Annotated in this window: 17 protein-coding genes; 7 read left to right on the forward strand and 10 right to left on the reverse strand. The window is 54.4% G+C overall.

Annotation, left to right across the window (positions count from 1 at the left end):
- Window positions 1–58: 58 nt before the first annotated feature.
- The 3 genes from ldtD (at window position 59) to AC2FAP_RS02455 (ending at window position 3,278) form a co-directional block, all read left to right on the forward strand.
- Window positions 59–1,882, forward strand: coding sequence for a L,D-transpeptidase (gene ldtD / locus AC2FAP_RS02445; RefSeq protein WP_485452834.1), 1,824 nt, complete (start codon window positions 59–61; stop codon window positions 1,880–1,882).
- 176 nt (window positions 1,883–2,058) lie between these two features.
- On the forward strand, window positions 2,059–2,610 hold the full coding sequence (gene mepK / locus AC2FAP_RS02450; RefSeq protein ID WP_014169403.1) for a peptidoglycan L,D-endopeptidase MepK: 552 nt from the start codon (window positions 2,059–2,061) through the stop codon (window positions 2,608–2,610).
- 20 nt (window positions 2,611–2,630) lie between these two features.
- The gene (locus AC2FAP_RS02455; protein WP_020884810.1) at window positions 2,631–3,278 is read left to right on the forward strand and encodes an MBL fold metallo-hydrolase; all 648 of its coding nucleotides are present in this window, start codon (window positions 2,631–2,633) and stop codon (window positions 3,276–3,278) included.
- A 49-nt stretch (window positions 3,279–3,327) separates the two neighbouring features.
- On the opposite strand, the gene aspC is transcribed toward AC2FAP_RS02455, so the two are convergent.
- The 4 genes from aspC to pncB form a co-directional block, all read right to left on the reverse strand.
- Window positions 3,328–4,518, reverse strand: a complete 1,191-nt coding sequence (gene aspC, locus AC2FAP_RS02460) for an aspartate transaminase (RefSeq protein ID WP_020884809.1) — start codon at window positions 4,516–4,518, stop codon at window positions 3,328–3,330.
- Window positions 4,519–4,703: 185 nt separating this feature from the next.
- Window positions 4,704–5,810: a porin gene (locus AC2FAP_RS02465; RefSeq protein WP_050736580.1), complete on the reverse strand. Its 1,107-nt coding sequence runs from the start codon at window positions 5,808–5,810 to the stop codon at window positions 4,704–4,706.
- A gap of 605 nt (window positions 5,811–6,415) precedes the next feature.
- The gene (asnS, locus tag AC2FAP_RS02470) at window positions 6,416–7,816 is read right to left on the reverse strand and encodes an asparagine--tRNA ligase (protein WP_032677806.1); all 1,401 of its coding nucleotides are present in this window, start codon (window positions 7,814–7,816) and stop codon (window positions 6,416–6,418) included.
- A gap of 169 nt (window positions 7,817–7,985) precedes the next feature.
- Window positions 7,986–9,188 carry a nicotinate phosphoribosyltransferase gene (pncB, locus tag AC2FAP_RS02475; RefSeq protein WP_279260539.1) on the reverse strand — a complete coding sequence of 401 codons (1,203 nt, stop codon included), beginning with the start codon at window positions 9,186–9,188 and terminating at the stop codon, window positions 7,986–7,988.
- Between the two features lie 255 nt (window positions 9,189–9,443).
- Between pncB and pepN the strand changes: the two genes are divergently transcribed.
- Complete coding sequence (pepN, locus tag AC2FAP_RS02480; protein WP_449541342.1) at window positions 9,444–12,056, forward strand: aminopeptidase N; 2,613 nt, start codon at window positions 9,444–9,446, stop codon at window positions 12,054–12,056.
- A gap of 43 nt (window positions 12,057–12,099) precedes the next feature.
- Here the strand turns inward: pepN and ssuB are convergent, their stop codons facing one another.
- The 5 genes from ssuB to ssuE are packed head-to-tail and all read right to left on the reverse strand — an operon-like array spanning window position 12,100 to window position 16,340.
- Window positions 12,100–12,870, reverse strand: coding sequence for an aliphatic sulfonates ABC transporter ATP-binding protein (gene ssuB, locus AC2FAP_RS02485; RefSeq protein WP_025204544.1), 771 nt, complete (start codon window positions 12,868–12,870; stop codon window positions 12,100–12,102).
- Entirely contained in the window at window positions 12,867–13,658 is a 792-nt protein-coding gene (gene ssuC, locus AC2FAP_RS02490; protein ID WP_020884803.1) for an aliphatic sulfonate ABC transporter permease SsuC, read from the reverse strand. Before ssuC ends, ssuB begins: the two co-directional genes overlap by 4 nt.
- 9 nt (window positions 13,659–13,667) lie before the next feature.
- A complete protein-coding gene (gene ssuD / locus AC2FAP_RS02495; protein ID WP_014169416.1) occupies window positions 13,668–14,813 on the reverse strand; it encodes an FMNH2-dependent alkanesulfonate monooxygenase in 1,146 nt (381 codons plus the stop codon).
- A complete protein-coding gene (locus AC2FAP_RS02500) occupies window positions 14,810–15,772 on the reverse strand; it encodes a sulfonate ABC transporter substrate-binding protein (protein WP_309161976.1) in 963 nt (320 codons plus the stop codon). Before AC2FAP_RS02500 ends, ssuD begins: the two co-directional genes overlap by 4 nt.
- Window positions 15,765–16,340: an NADPH-dependent FMN reductase gene (ssuE, locus tag AC2FAP_RS02505; protein ID WP_032681324.1), complete on the reverse strand. Its 576-nt coding sequence runs from the start codon at window positions 16,338–16,340 to the stop codon at window positions 15,765–15,767. Before ssuE ends, AC2FAP_RS02500 begins: the two co-directional genes overlap by 8 nt.
- Window positions 16,341–16,589: 249 nt before the next feature.
- On the opposite strand from ssuE, the gene pyrD reads away from it, so the two are divergent.
- Both pyrD and zapC read left to right on the forward strand, forming a co-directional pair.
- The gene (gene pyrD / locus AC2FAP_RS02510; RefSeq protein ID WP_020884800.1) at window positions 16,590–17,600 is read left to right on the forward strand and encodes a quinone-dependent dihydroorotate dehydrogenase; all 1,011 of its coding nucleotides are present in this window, start codon (window positions 16,590–16,592) and stop codon (window positions 17,598–17,600) included.
- A 165-nt stretch (window positions 17,601–17,765) separates the two neighbouring features.
- Window positions 17,766–18,308 (forward strand): cell division protein ZapC, encoded by a 543-nt coding sequence (gene zapC / locus AC2FAP_RS02515; RefSeq protein WP_025204541.1) that lies wholly within the window; start codon window positions 17,766–17,768, stop codon window positions 18,306–18,308.
- Here zapC and AC2FAP_RS02520 read toward each other — a convergent pair.
- Window positions 18,305–19,414 (reverse strand): YcbX family protein, encoded by a 1,110-nt coding sequence (locus AC2FAP_RS02520; RefSeq protein ID WP_449541341.1) that lies wholly within the window; start codon window positions 19,412–19,414, stop codon window positions 18,305–18,307. The genes zapC and AC2FAP_RS02520 overlap by 4 nt on opposite strands.
- A gap of 98 nt (window positions 19,415–19,512) precedes the next feature.
- Here AC2FAP_RS02520 and rlmKL point away from each other — a divergent pair, with 98 nt between their 5' ends.
- Entirely contained in the window at window positions 19,513–21,621 is a 2,109-nt protein-coding gene (rlmKL, locus tag AC2FAP_RS02525) for a bifunctional 23S rRNA (guanine(2069)-N(7))-methyltransferase RlmK/23S rRNA (guanine(2445)-N(2))-methyltransferase RlmL (RefSeq protein ID WP_040017073.1), read from the forward strand.
- The last annotated feature ends 1 nt before the right edge of the window (window position 21,622 follow it).

Below are 21,622 nucleotides of genomic sequence, written 5' to 3' on the forward strand. Positions count from 1 at the left end.
CCTATAATAAAAGAAAGCCCCAACGTGATGGGCATGTCGTGAAAACAGGGGGCAAGGGATGTTGCTAAAGAAAAAATGTGGTCGTCAGCTGTCTGCGCTAAGTTTATGCCTGGCAGTGACGTTTGCTCCACTGTTAACCGCTCAGGCCGACGAGCCTGAAATTGTGCCGACTGACAGCACAGCAACGACTGGCACACAGCCAACGTCGCTGTCTCAACCGCTGGAGCAGTCTCCTGCGACGGCCATCATGGCCGGTATTAAACCGTTGCCAGAAGGCATCGACGCGGTATCGCTTCGCCAGCAGTTGCTGTCTGGGCTGCCAGCAGGCTACACGCCTGTCTATACCAGTCAGCTCACGCTGCTTTATGCGGCGCGTGACATGAAACCCATGTGGGAAAACCGTGATGCGGTGCGCGCCTTCCAGCAACAGCTGGCAGAAGTCGCCATTGCAGGGTTCCAGCCGCAGTTCACAAAATGGGTTGAGCTCTTAACCGATCCTGCTGTCACCGGGCAGGCGCGGGACGTGGTGCTTTCCGATGCCATGATGGGGTATCTCCAGTTTGTGGCCGGTATTCCGGTCAATGGTAACCGTTGGTTGTACAGCGATAAGCCTTACAAGCTGGCGACACCGGCACTGTCGGTAATTAACCAGTGGCAACTGGCGCTGGATAGTGGCGATCTGCCGCGCTTTATTGCGAGCCTCGCGCCGGCACATCCGCAATACGCGACCATGCATCAGTCGCTTCTGGAACTGGTCGGGGATTCACGTCCATGGCCGCAGATGCGTGGTACCGCGACGCTGCGTCCTGGACAGTGGAGCAGCGATGTGCCTGCCCTGCGTGAGATCCTCAAACGCTCCGGTATTCTGGATAGCGGGCCTAAAATTGCCCTGCCGGGTGACGATGCGCAAAGCGTCGTTGTCAGCCCGTCAGCCCCGGTGAAAGAGAAAAAAGCCGCCGTTCTGAGTGATAAGCCCGCGGCCTACGATCGGGAGCTGGTTGCAGCGGTTAAGCAGTTTCAGGCTGCTCAGGGGCTGGGTGCTGATGGCGTGATTGGCCAGTCAACGCGCGACTGGCTGAACGTCTCACCTGCGCAGCGTGCAGGGGTGCTGGCGCTCAATATCCAGCGTTTACGCTTGCTGCCAGGGACCCTCTCTACCGGCATCATGGTGAATATTCCGGCGTATTCGCTGGTCTATTACCAGAACGGCAGTGAAGTGCTGGCGTCACGCGTGATTGTGGGACGTCCCGATCGCAAAACGCCGATGATGAGCAGTGCCCTGAACAACGTGGTGGTTAACCCGCCGTGGAACGTACCGCCGACGCTGGCGCGTAAAGACATTCTGCCCAAGGTCTGGAACGATCCGGGTTACCTGGAACGCCATGGCTATACGGTGATGCGCGGCTGGAACAGCAAAGAGGCGATAGACCCCTATATGGTCGACTGGTCAACCATTACCGCGTCTAATCTGCCATTCCGGTTCCAGCAGGCACCCGGTGCACATAACTCGCTCGGACGCTACAAGTTCAATATGCCGAGTTCAGATGCTATCTATCTGCACGATACGCCGAACCACAATCTGTTCCAGAAAGACACCCGCGCGCTGAGTTCAGGCTGTGTGCGTGTCAATAAAGCCTCGGAGCTGGCTAATATGCTGTTGCAGGATGCAGGCTGGAACGATACGCGCATCTCTGACGCCCTGAAGCAGGGAGATACGCGTTACGTTAATATTCGCCATAATATTCCGGTCAATCTTTATTATCTGACGGCGTTTGTGGGTGAGGACGGGCGGACGCAGTATCGTACAGATATTTACAATTATGATCTCACGGCGCGATCCGGCGCACAAATTTCGCCAAAAGCTGAACAATTAATCAGGTAAATGAAGCAGTTCGGGAAAATAGGTTGTCGTAAGTAATGGTGAATACGGGGCTATATGGCTGGAGGCCGCGTATTTACTGGGGTTGGGTGCCTTGACGTAGTCGGCTTTGCCAGTTAAGGTGCCCTTCGTGCGCTAAGCATATTTACGATAAACATTGACCTGTAGACCTGATTATCATGGACAAATTTGACGCTAATCGCCGCAAACTGCTGGCGTTAGGTGGTGTTGCGCTCGGCGCAGCGGCCATCTTGCCGACGCCAGCATTTGCCACCCTCTCGACACCTCGTCCGCGAGTTTTAACGCTCAACAATCTCCACACCGGTGAGTCGTTAAAAGCGGAGTTCTTCGATGGCAGAGGCTATATTCAGGATGAATTAGCAAGACTTAACCATTTTTTTCGTGATTTCCGCGCGAATAAAATAAAAGCCATCGACCCAGGACTGTTTGATCAGTTATTCCGCCTTCAGGGCCTGCTGGGTACCAGCAAGCCAGTGCAGCTTATTTCTGGTTATCGCTCTGTTGATACCAATAATGAACTGCGCGCCCACAGCCGTGGGGTAGCGAAAAAAAGCTATCACACGAAGGGACAGGCAATGGATTTCCATATTGAAGGCGTTTCGTTAGCCAATATTCGCAAAGCTGCGTTATCTATGCGCGCAGGTGGTGTAGGATATTACCCAAGTAGCAACTTTGTGCATATTGATACCGGTCCGGTCCGGCACTGGTAATAACGAAACACAGGAGCAGTATGAACTATCGTATTATTCCGGTTACTGCATTCTCCCAGAATTGTTCATTAATCTGGTGTGAGCAAACCAAACTGGCCGCGCTTGTCGATCCCGGCGGTGACGCTGAGAAAATCAAGCAGGAAGTCGCTGATAGCGGTGTCACGCTGATGCAGATTTTACTGACGCATGGTCATCTTGATCATGTTGGTGCGGCGGCGGAGCTGGCACAGCACTTCGGTGTGCCTGTGATCGGTCCGGAAAAAGAAGATGAGTTCTGGCTGCAGGGTTTACCAGCCCAGAGCCGCATGTTTGGCCTTGATGAGTGTCTGCCCCTGACGCCCGATCGCTGGCTAAATGAAGGAGAGCGCGTTAACGTAGGGAATGTGACTTTACAGGTGTTGCATTGTCCTGGGCATACGCCAGGCCATATTGTCTTCTTTGATGACCAGTCCCGTCTGCTGATTTCCGGCGATGTGATTTTCAAAGGTGGCGTAGGACGCAGCGATTTTCCACGTGGCGACCACGGACAGCTGATTCAGTCGATTAAACAGAAGTTGTTGCCGCTGGGCGATGATGTGACGTTTATCCCTGGACACGGTCCGATGTCGACGCTGGGTTATGAACGACTCCATAACCCGTTCCTTCAGGACGAAATGCCTGTCTGGTAACCAGAATAAAAAAAGCCTGCATTATGCAGGCTTTTTTTATGGGGGCAATTTACAGCACGGCGACGATGGCTTCGCACAGCGGCGCCATATTGTCTGGGGTCATGCCTGCAACGTTGACGCGGCCAGACGCCACGGCGTAGACGCCAAACTCTTCACGCAGACGCAGAACCTGTTCTTTGGTCAGGCCGCTGAAAGAGAACATACCGTTCTGCTTAATAATAAAGCTGAAGTCACGGTCAGCGCCTTTCTCCGCAAGGGTGTTCACAAACAGCAGACGCATGCGCTGAATACGCTGACGCATATCGTTCAGCTCTTGTTCCCAGATAGCACGCAGTGCATCGTTGCTCAGGATAGTCGCAACGACAGAGGCACCGTGTGCAGGCGGGTTAGAGTAGTTAGCGCGGATCACGGATTTCATCTGGCTGAATGCACGATCAACGGTTTCAGTATTCGCCGCAACCAGCGTACAAGCACCGACACGCTCATTGTACAGACCGAAGTTCTTGGAGTAAGAGCTTGCCACGATCAGTTCCTGATGCACGGCAGCAAAAGCGCGCAGACCTTCCGCATCTTCTTCCAGACCACGGGCGAAGCCCTGGTATGCAAAGTCAAACAGCGGCAGCCAGCCTTTTTCTACGGAGAGCTTCGCCAGCTGTTCCCACTGTTCCAGCGTTGGATCAATACCGGTTGGGTTGTGGCAGCAGCCGTGGAACAGCACCACATCACCCGCCTGAGCCTCATTCAGGCTGGCCAGCAGACCGTCGAAGTCCAGAGAGTGGTTAGCTGCGTCGTAGTAAGCATATTCGCGGACTTCCAGGCCTGCAGAGTTGAATACGCTCTTGTGGTTTGGCCAGCTTGGATTGCTCACCCAGACACGCTTAACAGAGGTGTTTTTCGCAAGGAAATCCGCCGCGACGCGCAGCGCGCCGGTACCGCCAGGGGTCTGTGCTGTACGCGCACGCTTGTCGCTCACAATTGCACTGCCTTTGCCGAACAGCAGTTCCTGAGTGCAACGACCAAATTCAGGGATACCATCAATACCGAGGTAATTTTTGGTGGTTTCATTTTCCAGCAGATACTGCTCAGCTTTTTTAACGCTGGTCAGCACCGGGGTTTTGCCGGTTTCATCTTTATATACACCAATACCCAGGTTGATTTTACCAGGGCGGTCGTCGGCACGAAACAGATCGGCCAGGCCCAGAATAGGGTCGGCAGGAGCGGCGGTAATGTTCTCAAACATGACGAAGTTCCATTGTGATTACAGAAGTGAAATCCGCTATCAGGTTAACGGTAGATTTACAAAATGCCAACCGTTTGCGACAAAAAGCGTGCGGCTTTTCAAAAGTCGCCATTTTTTGCTATCAGACATAAAAAAAACAGGGCCGAAGCCCTGTTCATTAAGCATATAACAACGTGGTGTACTGATTAGAACTGGTAGGTTACACCCACAGCTGCCATATCGTCGTTGCCGTTCAGACCGCCAACCGCTTTCGCGTAGTCGGTGTCTTTGTCCAGCAGGTTGATGTAGTAGTCAGCCCACACGTTGAAGTTTTTGTTGAAGTAGTAAGTGGTACCCACCTGGATGAATTTAGCCAGGTCTGCATCGCCACCGCTGAAGCCGCCGACGGCAGCCAGGTCTTTACCTTTGGTCTGCACGTAGGAGATGGCTGGACGCAGGCCGAAGTCAAACTGGTACTGAGCAACCACTTCGAAGTTCTGAGTTTTGTTAGCAAAACCAGCATCACCGCTAGAACCGGTACGGGTGGTGTTACGGGTTTCTGCATAGGTGGTTGCCAGGTACAGGTTGTTAGCGTCGTATTTCAGACCAACACCCCATGCTTCAGCTTTGTCACCCTGACCATCAGCCTTCTGGTTCAGAGTACGGTTAGCGTTGCTGTAAGATGCGATTGCACCGAAGCCTTCGCCGAAGTCGTAACCCAGGGAGTAACCTACGCCGTCACCGTTAGAGGTTTTAACGTCAGCACGGTCGTTTTTACCCTGGTACTGTACGCCCATGCTCAGACCGTCAACCAGACCGAAGAAATCGCTGTTACGGTAGGTCAGCAGGCCAGTGCCACGGCTGGTCATAAAGTTATCAACGTAGTTGCCGCCCCAAGTCATACCTGAGAAGGACGGCGCCATATCGGTGTATGACTCAACGTCATAAACGATACCGTAGTTACGACCATAGTCGATGCTGCCAGCGTCACCCGCTTTCAGGCCCGCGAAAGCCAGACGGTTTTTGTTAGCCTGAGCAGTGTTCTCAGCCTGGTTAGCCATGAAACGGTATTCCCACTGGCCATAACCGGTCAGTTGGTCGTTGATCTGAGTTTCACCTTTGAAACCGATCTGCGCGTAGGTAGCGTCGTTGTTATTCGTGTTATCGCCAGAGGTCACGAAATCGTGCTCGGCGTTAACTTTCCCGTAGAAGTCCAGTTTGTTGCCGTTCTTGTTATAGATTTCTGCAGCGTTAGCTGCACCGGCTACCAGCAGGGCAGGGATTACCACTGCCAGAATATTGCGCTTCATCATTATTTATTACCCTCATTGGTTTTTTTATGACACTCGCCACTGCCGTCAATAAATTCTGTCAATAAATATTTCCGGAACTATTGATGAGAGTTAGGTGTCTTTATGTATCTGACAGGCATCTTTCCATTCATAGAACCGTTTCGCTAGCCTGAAAGTGCTACAATTCTCAAGATTAAGTTACAAAAAGAAATCATGTGTAACCAGATGTGTATTTTCCGGAACTTTGTGAACCACCTCAAATTTCAGCGTCCACTGGCGAATTAAACGGCAGATGCTTTGATATCTATATGAAAAGCTTATAATTAATTTAGATAAAGGCAATTCGTATAAACAGAAGCCAAACGGCTCATTTTTTCTTATGACCCGAAAGAGACTTCTGGATGGCTGTAAAACTGGTTGAATTTTGTGCTATTGCTTCAGATTGCAATAAGCGCAATAAGAATAGGGTTTATTTTTTGTGCGCAGATGTTTCGTGGAAACAAAACGTAACAGGTAGTGGTTGTAACGGGGTTGTGGTTTAAAAATGCTGACTTTGCGCTGACGAAAACTGACAATGCAGAATAAAATAATGGCCAGCAATTGCTGGCCATTTGTTATTCAGACGATTAGAAACTGGCGTTACGCGGTGTGCGTGGGAATGGAATAACGTCACGGACGTTCTGAACACCGGTGACATAGGCGATCAGGCGCTCAAAGCCCAGACCAAAACCGGCATGCGGGACAGTACCGTAACGGCGTAAATCGCGATACCAGCTGTAATCCGCAGGATTAAGGCCCATCTCTTCCATGCGTGCGTCCAGAACGTCAAGACGCTCTTCACGCTGAGAACCACCGATGATTTCACCAATGCCCGGTGCCAGGACGTCCATCGCCGCAACGGTTTTACCGTCTTCGTTAAGGCGCATATAGAAGGCCTTAATGTCTTTCGGGTAGTTTTTCACCACAACCGGTGCTTTGAAGTGCTTCTCGGCCAGGTAACGCTCGTGCTCAGACGCCAGGTCAACGCCCCAGTAAACCGGGTTCTCAAACTTCTCACCGCATTTCTCGAGGATGGCCACCGCGTCGGTGTAGTCCACCTGCGCGAAATCTGCTGAGACGAAACGCTCCAGACGTGCGACTGCATCGCTGTCGACACGCTCTGCGAAGAATTTCATGTCATCAGGACGCTCTTCCAGCACCGCTTTGAAGACATATTTCAGCATCGCTTCTGCCAGACCCGCGACATCATCCAGATCTGCGAACGCCACTTCAGGCTCCAGCATCCAGAATTCCGCCAGGTGACGGCTGGTGTTGGAGTTTTCTGCACGGAAGGTTGGACCAAAGGTGTAGATTTTGGACAGCGCGCAGGCATAAGTTTCACCGTTGAGCTGACCAGAAACCGTCAGGAAGGCCTCTTTACCGAAGAAGTCTTTGTCATAGTCCACTTTACCTTCTGGCGTACGCGGCAGGTTTTCCATGTCCAGCGTAGAGACGCGGAACATTTCACCCGCGCCTTCCGTATCGGACGCGGTGATCAGTGGGGTAGACACCCAGAAATAACCCTGCTCGTCGAAGAAACGATGCAGCGCCTGCGCCAGCGTATGACGCACGCGGGCAACCGCACCAATCAGGTTGGTGCGTGGACGCAGGTGCGCCACTTCACGCAGGTATTCGATGCTGTGACGTTTTGCCGCCATTGGGTAGGTGTCGGGATCTTCAACCCAGCCAGTGACTTCAATGGCTGAGGCCTGAATTTCGAAACTCTGACCCTGACCAGGTGATGCCACAACAACACCAGTTACGATAACGGAACAACCCGTTGTCAGGCGCAGAACGTCATCATTGTAATTGGGCAGAGAATTATTAATGACGGCCTGTACAGGATCAAAGCAGGAACCGTCATAGACGGCAAGGAAGGAGATGCCAGCTTTAGAATCTCGGCGAGTACGCACCCATCCGCGCACGGTGACTTCTTGGTCAACGGCGACACGGCCCTGGAGTACGTCGGCTACAGGCACAACGCTCATAATATTCTCTCTGTTAATAGTCGGAAAAAATAAACACTTGTCCACCCTTACTGGGGGGGATATCTATGTTACCTGGCATCCGCCATCAGACAAGCAGATTTCGCAGTCAAAAGAGAAGAATTAAGAAATAAATTGAGGAGAGGGGAGCCTGAAAGGCTCCCGAAAGCGGTTAACTGGCTTTTTTGATCTGCGGCAGATCGAATGCTTTGCGTAATGCGCGCACAAAGGCTTTGTCATGGCAGATGGTTTTACCGGGGCTATCGGAGAGCTTCGCTACCGGCTTACCGTTACATTCCACCAGTTTTATCACGATGTTCAGAGGTTTTACCTGAGGGATGTCGCAGGTCAGGCGGGTGCCAATCCCAAAGCTCAGGTTAATTCTGGAGGTGAAATGACGATAGAGATCGACCGCTTTCGCCAGATCGAGGTTATCGGAGAAGACCAGCACCTTGCTCATCGGGTCAATGCCCAGTTTTTCGTAATGGGCAATGGCCTTTTCACCCCATTCAACCGGATCCCCGGAATCATGGCGTAATCCCTGATAACGTTCGGCAAATTCAGGGCCAAAATCACGCAGGAACGCGTCCATCGTAATACAGTCGGTAAGCGCGATGCCCAGTTGATTGGGATATTCTTCCAGCCACGCGGCCAGTGCGGCGCGCTGGCTGTTTGCCAGGTCCGGGCTTATCTGCTGATGCGCCTGGAACCACTCATGCGCCTGGGTGCCCATCGGGGTCAGATCCAGACGACGTGCCAGATCGTAGTTGCTGGTGCCCACGAACCACGGCTCCTGCTGCAGACGCTTCACAATAGCCTGCTGCACTTCGCGAGAGAAACGGCGACGCGTGCCAAAATCCATCAGGCGGAAGCGGGACATATCCAGCCCTTCGGTCAGCGTTGAGAATGCGGCCAGTTTATTTTCCAGCGACGCGACCGCCTGCTCAACGCCGGTTTCCGGCGAACGGTAGCGGTGGGCCAGTTCACTGATCACCGCGAGAAGCGGAACTTCCCACATGATCACTTCACGCCACGGGCCTTCAAGACGAATATTCAGCTTGCCGTTATCATTGACCACGGTCACCTGCTCCGGCTTATAGCGGAAGTCGCGCAGCCAGTTCAGGTAGTCAGCTTTAAAGAAGGGCAGGCCAGAGAGCCACTGATATTCGTCGTCCTGCAGCGTCAGATGCTGCATAGCATCGACCTGTTCACGAATGGAGTCTGCGTAGATACCGAGCAAGTCGTCACCACGGCAGCGGAATTCCGCCGCGACATGGACGTCATAGTAATGGTGGAAAACGGCTTGCTGCATATGCAGTTTATACGCGTCGGTATCCAGCAATGTATGCAGAACAGGAGAAGCGAATTGAGTCATAGGTGCGCAGTAGCATCCTCTCACAGGAGCGTTTAGTACAATAAACAACTCCGGAGTATACCTTGTTTAGTGATTTATTGAACCCCGATCACAACATAAGCGCTCTTTATGGTCGAGGGCATTTTGTGCCCCGTGTTATACAAATGTAGCGAAAAAGGTGTTTGTACCTGAAAAGATGAACATTCTGCATAGCGCGTTTTACACAACAGGAATAGACTGGATTCGTTATTCGACAAACGATGCATAAGGTTTTCTATGACACAACAGCCACAAGCCAAATACCGCCACGACTACCGTGCGCCGGATTACCTGATTAGCGATATCGATCTGACTTTTGACCTGGATGCCACTAAAACCGTTGTCACGGCGGTAAGCCAGCTCACGCGCCAGAGCGCGACGGCTGTGCCGCTGCGTCTGGATGGTGAAGACCTGACGCTGGTCTCCGTGCAAATCAATGATCAAGCATGGTCTGACTATAAAATAGAAGGCAACCAGCTGGTTATCGACAACCTGCCGGAACGCTTTACGCTGCGCATCGTGAATGAAATCAGCCCGGCTGCCAACACGGCGCTGGAAGGGCTTTACCAGTCTGGCGTGGCCCTGTGCACCCAGTGTGAGGCCGAAGGTTTCCGCCACATTACCTGGTATCTTGACCGCCCGGACGTGCTGGCACGCTTTACAACGAAAATCATCGCCGATAAAACCCTCTATCCGTTCCTGCTTTCCAACGGCAACCGCGTAGGTGAAGGCGAGCTGGAAAACGGTCGCCACTGGGTACAGTGGCAAGATCCATTCCCGAAACCGTGTTACCTGTTTGCGCTGGTGGCGGGTGATTTCGACGTGCTGCGTGATACGTTCAAAACCCGTTCAGGCCGCGACGTCGCGCTGGAGTTGTTCGTCGACCGCGGCAACCTGGACCGCGCGCCATGGGCGATGAACTCGCTTATCAACTCCATGAAGTGGGATGAAGAGCGCTTTGGCCTCGAGTATGACCTCGACATCTATATGATCGTTGCTGTCGACTTCTTCAACATGGGCGCGATGGAGAATAAAGGTCTTAACGTCTTTAACTCCAAATACGTGCTGGCACGTACCGATACCGCGACCGATAAAGATTACCTGGATATTGAACGCGTCATCGGACACGAGTATTTCCATAACTGGACAGGAAACCGCGTCACCTGCCGTGACTGGTTCCAGCTGAGCCTGAAAGAGGGCCTGACCGTCTTCCGTGACCAGGAGTTCAGTTCCGATCTGGGTTCCCGTGCGGTGAACCGCATTAACAACGTGCGCACCATGCGTGGCCTGCAGTTTGCGGAAGATGCCAGCCCAATGGCACACCCTATCCGTCCCGATAAAGTCATCGAGATGAATAACTTCTACACCCTGACGGTGTACGAAAAAGGGGCGGAAATTATCCGCATGATCCATACCCTGCTGGGTGAAGAGAACTTCCAGAAAGGGATGCAGCTCTACTTCGAGCGTCATGACGGCAGCGCAGCCACCTGCGACGATTTTGTGCAGGCGATGGAGGATGCGTCTAATGTCGATCTTTCCCATTTCCGCCGCTGGTACAGCCAGGCCGGGACGCCGATTGTCACCGTCAAAGACGACTACAATCCGGAAACCGAGCAGTACACCCTGACCATCAGCCAGCGCACGCCGCCAACGGCAGAGCAGGAAGAAAAACACCCGCTGCACATTCCGTTCAGTATTGAACTGTATGACAACGAGGGTAACGTGATCCCGCTGCAGAAGGGCGGTCATCCGGTCCACCACGTCCTGAACGTGACCCAGGCGGAACAGACCTTTATCTTTGATAACGTCTATTTCCAGCCGGTTCCCGCGCTGCTGTGTGAATTCTCTGCGCCCGTGAAACTGGAATATAAGTGGAGCGACCAGCAACTGACGTTCCTGATGCGCCATGCGCGCAATGACTTCTCACGCTGGGATGCGGCGCAAAGCCTGCTGGCGACCTACATCAAGCTGAACGTTAATCGTCATCAGCAGGGCCAGCCGCTGTCGCTGCCGGTTCACGTTGCGGACGCATTCCGCGCAGTCCTGCTGGATGAGAAGATTGACCCGGCGCTGGCGGCTGAAATTCTGACGTTGCCATCCGCAGGCGAAATCGCCGAACTGTTCGACATCATCGATCCGATTGCCATTGTGGCGGTGCGTGAAGCGCTGACCCGTACGCTGGCGAACGAGCTTGCAGACGAATTCCTCGCAATCTACAACGCTAATAAGCTTGACGCTTATCGTGTGGAACATGCTGACATCGGTAAACGTTCCCTGCGTAACACCTGCCTGCGTTATCTGGCCTTCGGTGAGCGCGAGCTGGCAAACACGCTGGTGAGCAAGCAGTATCACGAAGCAGACAACATGACCGACGCGCTGGCAGCCCTGGCTGCAAGTGTTGCCGCCGAACTGCCGTGCCGTGATGCGCTAATGCAGGAGTACGATGACAAGTGGCATCAGGATGGTCTGGTGATGGACAAGTGGTTCATCCTGCAGGCCACCAGCCCGGCGGCCGATGCCCTCAGCAATGTACGCAGTCTGCTGAAGCATCGCTCCTTCACCATGAGCAACCCAAACCGCGTGCGTTCCCTGATTGGCGCGTTTGCCAGCAGCAACCCGGCGGCGTTCCATGCGGAAGATGGCAGCGGTTATCAGTTTATGGTGGAAATGTTGACCGAGCTGAACAGCCGTAACCCACAGGTGGCGTCACGCCTGATTGAGCCGCTGATCCGTCTGAAACGCTATGATGCACAGCGCCAGGCGAAAATGCGTGCTGCGCTTGAGCAGCTGAAAGGGCTGGAAAACCTGTCTGGCGATCTGTACGAGAAGATCGCTAAGGCACTGGCCTGATCGAAAGACCAACCCTCCCTCTCCCGGTGGGAGAGGGAGGATGTCAGCCGTGAGCCGTCATTAACGCTCGCTCGCTGACCCCGCGCTTCATCACCCGATTCAGCACTTCCGCCTCCAGCTCTGCCAGTCTTGCCGACCCTACGCGGCGCGGACGCGCAATATCGACCGTGACATCAAGACCGATTTTCCCTTCTTCTATTAGCAGCACGCGGTCTGCCATCGCGACGGCTTCGCTCACGTCGTGCGTCACCAGAAGTACCGTAAAGCCATGCTTTTGCCAGAGTGCGGCAATCAGGTCCTGCATTTCGATTCGCGTCAGGGCGTCGAGCGCGCCGAGTGGCTCATCCAGCAGCAGCAAGCCCGGACGATGTATCAGCGCTCGCGCCAGCGCCACGCGCTGCTTCTGCCCGCCGGAGAGCGCCGCAGGCCATTCACCCGCACGGTTTTCCAGCCCTACGGCGGCTAGCGCCTGGCGGGCTTCATCCCGCCAGTTGCCGTTGAGGCCCAGTCCGACATTATCAATCACCGTTTTCCAGGGCAGCAGGCGCGCGTCCTGAAACATCATGCGGGTATCGTCCTGAATAGTGGCCAGCGGTGTCGCGCCTGCCAGAATTTCGCCGCCGTTGGGGGATTCCAGCCCGGCTAAAAGGCGTAACAACGTACTCTTGCCGCCGCCGCTGCGGCCCACAATGGCGACAAATTGTCCGGCAGGAATATGCAGGTCCAGCGCGTTGAGAATCGTGTTTTCGCCATAGCGCTTCGTGACACCGTTAAGGAGCAGCGGTGTACCCTGAGTCAGTCGGGCAGTATTCATGCTTTAGCCTCCTGTGAAATATAGGCTGGATTCCAGCGCAGCCAGCTGCGTTCCAGCCACTGGGCGCTGACGTCGGCAAGTTTGCCGAGCAGGGCATAGAGGATAATGGCCACCACCACCACGTCCGTTTGCAGGAATTCGCGGGCGTTCATCGCCAGATAGCCAATCCCTGAGTTTGCAGAGATGGTCTCTGCCACAATCAGCGTCAGCCACATCAGGCCGAGCGCAAAGCGCACGCCGACCATTATGGAGGGCAGGGCGCCCGGCAGGATCACATGCATAAAGAGGGCAAAACCGGACAGGCCGTAACTGCGTGCCATTTCGACCAGTCCGCGATCGATGTTGCGGATCCCGTGCCAGGTATTAATGTAAATCGGGAACAGCGTGCCCAGCGCGACGAGAAAAATTTTGGCGCTCTCATCAATACCAAACCACAAAATGACCAGCGGGATCAGCGCCAGATGCGGCACGTTACGCAGCATCTGAATGGAGGTATCGAGCAGCCGCTCGCCCCAGCGAGAAAGCCCGCTGATCAGACCCAGTACCAGGCCGATGCTTCCGCCAATCGAAAAACCAATTACGGCACGCCATGAGCTGATGGCCAAATGCTGCCAGAGTTCGCCGCTGACGCTCAGCGACCAGAATGCCTCTATTACGCCCTCCGGAGAGGGCAGAATACGGCTCGACAGCCAGCCGGCAGAGGACGCGAGTTGCCAGACAAGCACAATGCCAACGGGTAAAAACCATGGGGCGGCACGTAGCAACCATTTTTGTGAGGGGGCATTCATGGCAACTCCTTAGCTTTGTGCGGCTCTTCGCGGGATAAACTCGTTAGCCACGGCTTCGCCCTGAAGCTGGAGCTGGCGGGGCTGCGGTACGTCCGGGATGGCGACATCCAGATGCGGGAATAACAGCTCGCCCACTTTGTAGGCCTCTTCCAGGTGCGGATAACCGGAGAGGATAAAACTGTCGATACCCAGGTCCGCGTATTCATTGATCCGCGCAGCCACCGTTGGACCGTCGCCGACCAGCGCGGTACCCGCACCGCCGCGCACCAGGCCAACGCCCGCCCACAGGTTCGGGCTGATCTCCAGATTCTCGCGCTTACCGTTGTGCAATGACGCCATTCTGTGCTGGCCGACGGAGTCGGTTTTCGCAAACGCCGCCTGAGCTTTAGCGATAGTCTCATCATCCAGATGCGCGATCAGCCGGTCGGCCGCCTGCCAGGCTTCTTCATTGGTTTCACGCACAATCACATGCAGGCGAATACCAAAGCGTACCTTGCGACCATGCGCTGCCGCTTTGGCGCGCACCTGGGCAATTTTCTCTTTGACCAGCTCGGGCGGCTCACCCCAGGTGAGGTAGAGATCAACCTGTTCTGCCGCCAGATCCTGCGCCACATCTGATGAGCCGCCGAAGTAAAGAGGAGGGCGCGGCTGCTGCACCGGCGGGAAGTAGAGCCTGGCGTCGCGAACGTGAATATGTTTACCTTCGAAGGTGACGGTTTCCCCCTCCAGCAGACGTCGCCAGACGCGGGTGAACTCGGCGGACGCTTCATAGCGTTCGGTGTGATCGAGGAACACGCCGTCACCCGCCAGCTCCTGCGGATCGCTTCCGGTGACCAGGTTAAACAGGGCCCGGCCGTTAGAGAGCCTGTCGAGCGTTGCCGCCTGGCGCGCCGCGACGGTCGGGGAGACCACGCTCGGACGCAGTGCCACGAGGAACTTCAGGCGTTGGGTCACGGGGATCATCGATGCGGCTACCAGCCACGCATCCTCGCACGAGCGTCCGGTGGGGATCAGTACGCCGGTAAAACCGATTCGGTCAGCTGCCTGCGCAATCTGCTGCAGATAGCCGTGGTCAACCGGGCGTGAACCCTCTTCTGTACCAAGATAGTGTCCATCACCGTGGGTGGGTAAAAACCAGAAAAGATTCAGACTCATGATTTGGTTCCTTCTTTGCCTGCGGGTTGCCAGATGCGTTCGCGAATATTCACCTGTTTTGGAACAAGGCGATTTTGATAGAAGAGATCTGCGGTTTGCTGCTGCAGCGCAGCGACGTGTGCGTCCACCGGGGTAATGGTGGTCTGTGGACGGTGATCGAGATAGCTCGCGATCACCGGCTCAGGTAAGCCCATGGTTTTCGCCAGCAGGGTAATGCTCTCCTGACGTTGGCTTTGCGTTAGTGCATCCGCCTGAGTAAAGGTGTTGAGAACATCCTGAATAAAAGCGCCATTCTTTTCCGCATACGGGCGCGCGGCGAGATAGAACGAGCCGGTTTGTTTCAGAGTGGTGCCATCTTTTAATACCCGCACGCCACCCTGCAGTAAAGCTGCGGAGTAGTAGGGATCCCAGATAGCCCACGCGTCGACATTGCCCTGCTGGAAAGCGGCGCGAGCATCAGCCGGCGTCAAATAAACGGGTTGAATGTCGGTGAATTTAAGACCGGCCTCCTGCAGGGCCCGCAGCAGCAGGTTATGCGAGCTTGAGCCTTTCTGGAATGCAACCTTGTGGCCTTTGAGATCGGCGACCGTCTTAATGGTGCTCTTTTCAGGGACCAGAATGACCTCAGCCTTCGGCTTGGCCGGCTCAACGCCGACATAAACCAGGTCGGCCCCCGCCGCCTGCGCGAATATTGGCGGAATATCCCCGGTGCTGCCGAGGTCGATGCTTCCGACATTCAGGGCTTCCAGCATTTGCGGGCCAGCAGGGAACTCAATCCAGGAGAATGTGGTCTTCGGGAAGCGTTTTTCCAGAAGCTGATGGCTTTTAGCCAGCACCATACTGACGCTGCCTTTCTGATAGCCGATGCGTAAATGTTCAGGCGCCGTCTCTGCCGCGTGGGCCAGCGAGGTGAGCGCTAACAGCCCGGCCAGTCCGAGACGGGTTAATCTTTTAAACATGGGCGACTCCCTGTGACGGGTTAAACGCCGGGGCGTGGATATCTCTGCGGTGCAGGGCATGCCAGAAGGTTTCCAGGGCGCTGTCGAGACGGGTTTGCAGATTCGGCGTGAAGTGAGGTTTGTGTTGATAATCGATAACCTGCGAGTCGTCGGCAAAGACGCCGTGGAGGATCTCCTGCGCTTTTAGCGCATTGAGTACCGGCTTGAGGGCATAATCCACCGCCAGTAAATGTGCCACCGTGCCGCCCGTTGCCAGTGGCAGAACCACTTTGCCGTCCAGCGCACGTTCAGGCAGCAGATCGAGCAGGGTTTTCAGGGCCCCGGAAAACGAAGCTTTATAGATAGGCGTCGCCACGATTAAGCCATCAGCCCCTTTAAGCTGTTCAGTCAGCGTTTGCAGCGCCGGACTGTCAAAACGGGCGTAGAGCAGATCCTCGGGGTCGAAGTTATGCAGATTCCAGTGGCATACTTCCACATCCAGAGCATTGAGCTTTTCACGGGCATATTCCAGCAGTGCGCTGGAGCGAGAGGGGAATCGTGGACTTCCGGCCAGGGTTATGACGCGCATGCATGCTCCTTATAACTAATTGTTTGCTTTTATCTAACATTCATAACAATTTTCAGGAGTGTGACACTGCCCGGTTATTCCACTAAATGATTTATCTGCAATTAAAATGCGAAAAAGCGCATAAGAACGGGGCTGCGAGGTAAACGATTGCGTCTAACGGTGTTTTTTTTGCCACAGGTCAATTCCCTTTCCGGGCCGGATCGCACATAATCCCCTCCCGGTTTGCACACCGGGAATCCAGGAGAGTTCATGTACTACCCCTTCGTTCGTAAAGCCCTTTTCCAGCTCGACCCTGAGCGCGCTCATGAATTTACATTCCAGCAGTTACGTCGTATTACCGGAACGCCGCTGGCCGCACTGGTGCGTCAAAACGTGCCGGAAAAACCTGTGCAATGCATGGGCCTGACCTTTAAAAATCCGCTGGGTCTCGCGGCGGGTCTGGATAAAAATGGTGAGTGCATTGATGCCCTGGGCGCGATGGGCTTTGGCTCCATCGAAATCGGTACCGTCACGCCGCGTCCGCAGCCAGGTAATGATAAGCCGCGTCTGTTCCGCCTGGTCGAAGCCGAAGGGCTGATCAACCGCATGGGCTTTAATAACCTCGGCGTTGATCACCTTGTTGAGAACGTAAAAAAAGCCCATTTTGATGGTGTATTAGGCATCAATATTGGCAAAAATAAAGACACGCCGGTAGAGCAGGGTAAAGATGACTATCTGATTTGTATGGAAAAAGTCTATGCCTACGCGGGGTATATTGCGGTGAATATTTCCTCACCAAATACCCCGGGTCTGCGCTCTTTACAATATGGCGAAGCACTGGACGATCTTCTGAGTGCCATTAAAAATAAACAAAATGAGCTCCAGGCGATCCACCATAAATATGTTCCGGTTGCGGTTAAGATCGCACCGGATCTTTCTGCTGAAGAATTGATCCAGGTTGCCGACAGTTTAGTTCGCCATAATATTGACGGGGTGATTGCGACCAATACCACACTCGATCGCTCGCTCGTTCAGGGAATGAAAAACTGTGACGAAGCGGGTGGGTTAAGTGGACGTCCGGTACAATTAAAAAGCACAGAAATTATTCGTGCTCTGTCAGCAGAATTAAAAGGACGACTGCCGATTATTGGCGTCGGTGGTATCGACTCCGTGATTGCGGCTCGCGAGAAGATGGCGGCGGGTGCCTCACTGGTGCAAATCTATTCCGGTTTTATTTTTAAAGGACCGCAGCTGATTAAAGAAATCGTTACTCATATCTAATCTTTTCTCTTTATCAGACAACCAGGGCTTTATTTCCAGCCCTGGTTGTTTTATATTCCGTCATTGTTGCTTATTTAGTCATTATAGTCTTTTATTAATGGTGTTATAAACGAAGCGGCGAACAGGACATTTTTAGTACAGGAAGTTTGGGGACGGGAGAGAAACATGCGAATTAAACCTGACGATAACTGGCGCTGGTATTTTTGTGACGAGCATGATCGCATGATGCTCGATTTAGCCAATGGTATGTTGTTTCGTTCCCGTTTTGCTCGCCGAATGTTAACCCCGGACGCCTTCTCCCCGTCAGGCTTTTGTGTTGACGACGCTGCGCTTTATTTCTCCTTTGAAGAAAAATGCCGCGACCTGGTGCTTTCTAAAGAGCAGCGCGCCGAACTGGTATTAAACGCGTTAGTGGCTATTCGATTCCTGAAACCGCAAATGCCGAAAAGCTGGCATTTTTTACCGCACAGCATGAACTGGACCCCCGCCACCGGCGATGCGGCGAGTGTAAACCTGAGCGATACCGCTGAAGAGGTGAGCCTGCTGGTGGTTGAGCCTGGCGAAAATGCCGCGCTCTGTCTGCTGGCCCAGCCCGGTGTGACCATTGCCGGGCGGACGATGCAACTGGGGGATGCCATTAAGGTAATGAATGACAGGCTGAAACCGCAGCAACGCGTAGACGCTTTCAGCCTCGAGCAGGCCGTTTAAGCTTCCAGCTGTACCGACGTTTTCGGAATACAGCTGCAGCACAGAATTGTACCATCATCGCCAATCGCGGATTTTTTCAGCGCGCTGACTTCCCCTTCGACCAGCTTGATTCGACAGCACCCACAGATGCCTGCCCGGCAGGAGTAAGGTACGCGGATCCCCGCTTGTTCCAGCTGTTCAAGTAAAACCTGCTGATTGTTGCCGCGGATAACGGTGCCCTGCCAGTGAATGTCTACGGGCGAGCTGGCTGGCGTCTCAACGTCGACGAACTCTTCTTCCTGACCTGCGCCATACACTCTTGCGGGCCCACGGGCGAGAATTTCGACTTCGTCACCCACGCGGATGACGCCGCTTGAGCGCGGAATGAGGTTCTGGCCGAAATCCACATCGCCATTGTCCTGCGCTGTGCGGAATGACTGCAGGGTTTTTAACGGCTCGCCGGAAGGGTGTTTCTGGCCTTTTTCGGGACTGACGGTGGTAAAGATACAGCGGCTGCAAGGCTTCACGACATCAAATACCACGCTGCCGATACGGATCACCTTCCAGGTATCCTCTTCCCAGGCGTCAGCGCCTGTAACAACCAGGTTGGGACGAAACTGCTCCATCTGGACGCTGGCTTTACAGCGACGCTGCAGGTCGCGCAGGGAGGCGTCGTTAGTCAGCAGGAAGGGGAAGCCGTCCGCGAATGAGAGCGGGACCGCCTCGTGGCGCTTAACGCGCCGCGTCAGCGCCGGGCCGACCCAGCGCAGCTGCACATCCCGGGAGAAGAAGCCGCTCAGCCAGCGGTTAATGTCATCCGGGGCGATGCGCGCGGTAAAATGATTGCCCCACACTTCCGTTGGCGCTTCGACAGGCGCAAAATCAGCAAAGCGGATCACCACGCTGGAGCCATCCGGCGCGGTGAGATGCAAACCGTCATAAAGCGGGGAAGGGGTAAAGCGAACCATTTGTGGGAACTGGCGTGCGGTAATGAACGTACCGTCAGGTTCGGTGACCATAAAGATACGATCGAAGGCAAATCCGCTCATGTCGGCCAGCGCGTGTGAAACGCCGAGCCCGCGCATGGATTTCACCGGATGAATAAAAAGCCTGGATAACGTCGCCACTGCACAGCCCCTCGAATGAAAATAAGCCTTCAACTTTATGACATACACGCCATATTAGCTATAATGCGCGACAATTTTCTAAGAGTAAAAGTGACGATATGAATTCTCTGTTTGCCAGTACGGCCCGTGGGCTGGAAGAGCTGTTAAAAACTGAACTGGAAACCCTGGGCGCGCAAGAGTGCCAGGTGGTTCAGGGTGGTGTCCATTTTGAGGGCGACACACGGCTTATTTACCAGAGCCTGATGTGGAGCCGTCTGGCATCACGCATCATGCTGCCGATGAAAGAGTGCAAGGTTTACAGCGACCTTGACCTCTATACCGGCGTACAGATGATCGACTGGACAGAGATCTTCTCCCCAAATGCCACCTTTGCCGTGCACTTTAATGGCGTGAACGATGAGATCCGCAACAGCCAGTACGGTGCCCTGCGCGTTAAAGACGCCATTGTGGACTGCTTCACGCGTAAAAATAAGGAACGCCCAAACGTCGATCGTGAAAATCCCGATCTGCGGATCAACGTCTGGCTCAACGGCGACACCGCCAGTATCTCTCTGGATCTGAGCGGCGCGGGTCTGCACCTGCGTGGTTATCGCGATCGTACCGGTATGGCGCCCATCAAAGAGACTCTCGCCGCCGCCATAGTGATGCGTTCCGGCTGGCAGCCAGGCACACCGCTGCTCGACCCGATGTGTGGCTCCGGTACGCTGCTGATTGAGGCCGCTATGCTGGCCACCGACCGCGCACCGGGCCTGCACCGCGGCCATTGGGGCTTCAGCGGCTGGGCGCAGCACGATGAGGCGCTGTGGAAAGAGGTCAAAGACGAAGCGCAGACCCGTGCACGTAAAGGTCTGGCGGAGTACACCTCCCATTTCTACGGCTCTGACAGCGACTCACGCGTCATTGAGCGTGCGCGCAGCAACGCCCGCCGTGCCGGTATCGGCGAGCTGGTCACCTTCGAAGTGAAAGACGTGGCGAACCTGACCAATCCGCTGCCAAAAGGCCCATACGGTACCGTTATCAGCAACCCGCCTTACGGCGAGCGTCTTGATAGCGAACCGGCGCTGATTGCCCTGCACAGCCTGCTGGGCCGTAATATGAAAAATGACTTTGGCGGCTGGAACCTGTCGCTGTTTAGCGCCTCGCCAGAACTGCTGAGCTGTCTGCAACTGCGTGCCGAACGCCAGTTTAAGGCGAAAAACGGTCCGCTGGACTGCGTGCAGAAAAACTACCATCTGGCCGAGAAAGCGGCGGACAGTAAACCATCGGGTGTGGCGGAAGATTACGCTAACCGCCTGCGTAAGAATCTGAAGAAATTCGAAAAATGGGCGAAACAGGAAGGTATCGAATGTTATCGCCTGTATGATGCCGATCTGCCGGAGTACAACGTGGCGGTTGACCGTTACGCTGACTGGGTTGTGGTGCAGGAATATGCGCCGCCAAAAACGATTGATGCACAAAAAGCGCGTCAGCGTATGCTGGACGTGATTGCGGCAACAATTTCGGTGCTGGGCATTGCGCCTAACAAACTGGTGCTGAAAACCCGCGAGCGTCAGAAAGGGAAAAATCAGTATCAGAAAATGGGTGAGAAGGGTGACTTTATCGAGGTGGGCGAATACAACGCGCGCCTGTGGGTTAACCTGACCGATTATCTGGATACCGGTCTGTTCCTTGACCACCGTATCGCCCGCCGCATGCTGGGCCAGATGAGCAAGGGTAAAGACTTCCTGAACCTGTTCTCCTATACCGGCAGCGCCAGCGTGCATGCTGGCCTTGGCGGCGCGCGCAGTACCACCACGGTGGATATGTCCCGTACTTACCTGGAATGGGCAGAACGTAACCTGCGCCTGAACGGTCTCACCGGGCGTCAGCATCGTCTGATGCAGGCTGACGTGCTGGGCTGGCTACGCGAAACGAACGAACAATTTGATCTGATCTTCATCGATCCCCCAACGTTCTCTAACTCCAAGCGTATGGAAGATAGCTTTGACGTTCAACGCGATCACCTGCGCCTGATGACCGACCTGAAACGCCTGCTGCGTAAGGGCGGTACCATTATGTTCTCGAATAACAAACGCGGCTTCCGCATGGATCATGAGGGGCTGGCTGCTCTGGGACTGAAAGCACAAGAAATTAGCCAAAAAACGCTGTCCCAGGACTTTGCCCGTAATCGTCAGATCCATAACTGCTGGTTGATCTCCGCGGTCTGAA

It is taken from the genome of Enterobacter cloacae complex sp. 394I7 (assembly GCF_057320345.1).

Bases quoted from the DNA above. Each gene is read 5' to 3' on its own strand.
- zapC (WP_025204541.1), top strand. From the start codon at position 17,766: ATGCGAATTAAACCTGACGATAACTGGCGCTGGTATTTTTGTGACGAG.
- ssuE (WP_032681324.1), bottom strand. From the start codon at position 16,340: ATGCGCGTCATAACCCTGGCCGGAAGTCCACGATTCCCCTCTCGCTCC.
- AC2FAP_RS02500 (WP_309161976.1), bottom strand. From the start codon at position 15,772: ATGTTTAAAAGATTAACCCGTCTCGGACTGGCCGGGCTGTTAGCGCTC.
- AC2FAP_RS02465 (WP_050736580.1), bottom strand. From the start codon at position 5,810: ATGATGAAGCGCAATATTCTGGCAGTGGTAATCCCTGCCCTGCTGGTA.
- ssuD (WP_014169416.1), bottom strand. From the start codon at position 14,813: ATGAGTCTGAATCTTTTCTGGTTTTTACCCACCCACGGTGATGGACAC.
- rlmKL (WP_040017073.1), top strand. From the start codon at position 19,513: ATGAATTCTCTGTTTGCCAGTACGGCCCGTGGGCTGGAAGAGCTGTTA.
- pyrD (WP_020884800.1), top strand. From the start codon at position 16,590: ATGTACTACCCCTTCGTTCGTAAAGCCCTTTTCCAGCTCGACCCTGAG.
- AC2FAP_RS02455 (WP_020884810.1), top strand. From the start codon at position 2,631: ATGAACTATCGTATTATTCCGGTTACTGCATTCTCCCAGAATTGTTCA.
- ldtD (WP_485452834.1), top strand. From the start codon at position 59: ATGTTGCTAAAGAAAAAATGTGGTCGTCAGCTGTCTGCGCTAAGTTTA.
- ssuB (WP_025204544.1), bottom strand. From the start codon at position 12,870: ATGAATACTGCCCGACTGACTCAGGGTACACCGCTGCTCCTTAACGGT.
- pncB (WP_279260539.1), bottom strand. From the start codon at position 9,188: ATGACTCAATTCGCTTCTCCTGTTCTGCATACATTGCTGGATACCGAC.
- aspC (WP_020884809.1), bottom strand. From the start codon at position 4,518: ATGTTTGAGAACATTACCGCCGCTCCTGCCGACCCTATTCTGGGCCTG.
- mepK (WP_014169403.1), top strand. From the start codon at position 2,059: ATGGACAAATTTGACGCTAATCGCCGCAAACTGCTGGCGTTAGGTGGT.
- pepN (WP_449541342.1), top strand. From the start codon at position 9,444: ATGACACAACAGCCACAAGCCAAATACCGCCACGACTACCGTGCGCCG.
- ssuC (WP_020884803.1), bottom strand. From the start codon at position 13,658: ATGAATGCCCCCTCACAAAAATGGTTGCTACGTGCCGCCCCATGGTTT.
- asnS (WP_032677806.1), bottom strand. From the start codon at position 7,816: ATGAGCGTTGTGCCTGTAGCCGACGTACTCCAGGGCCGTGTCGCCGTT.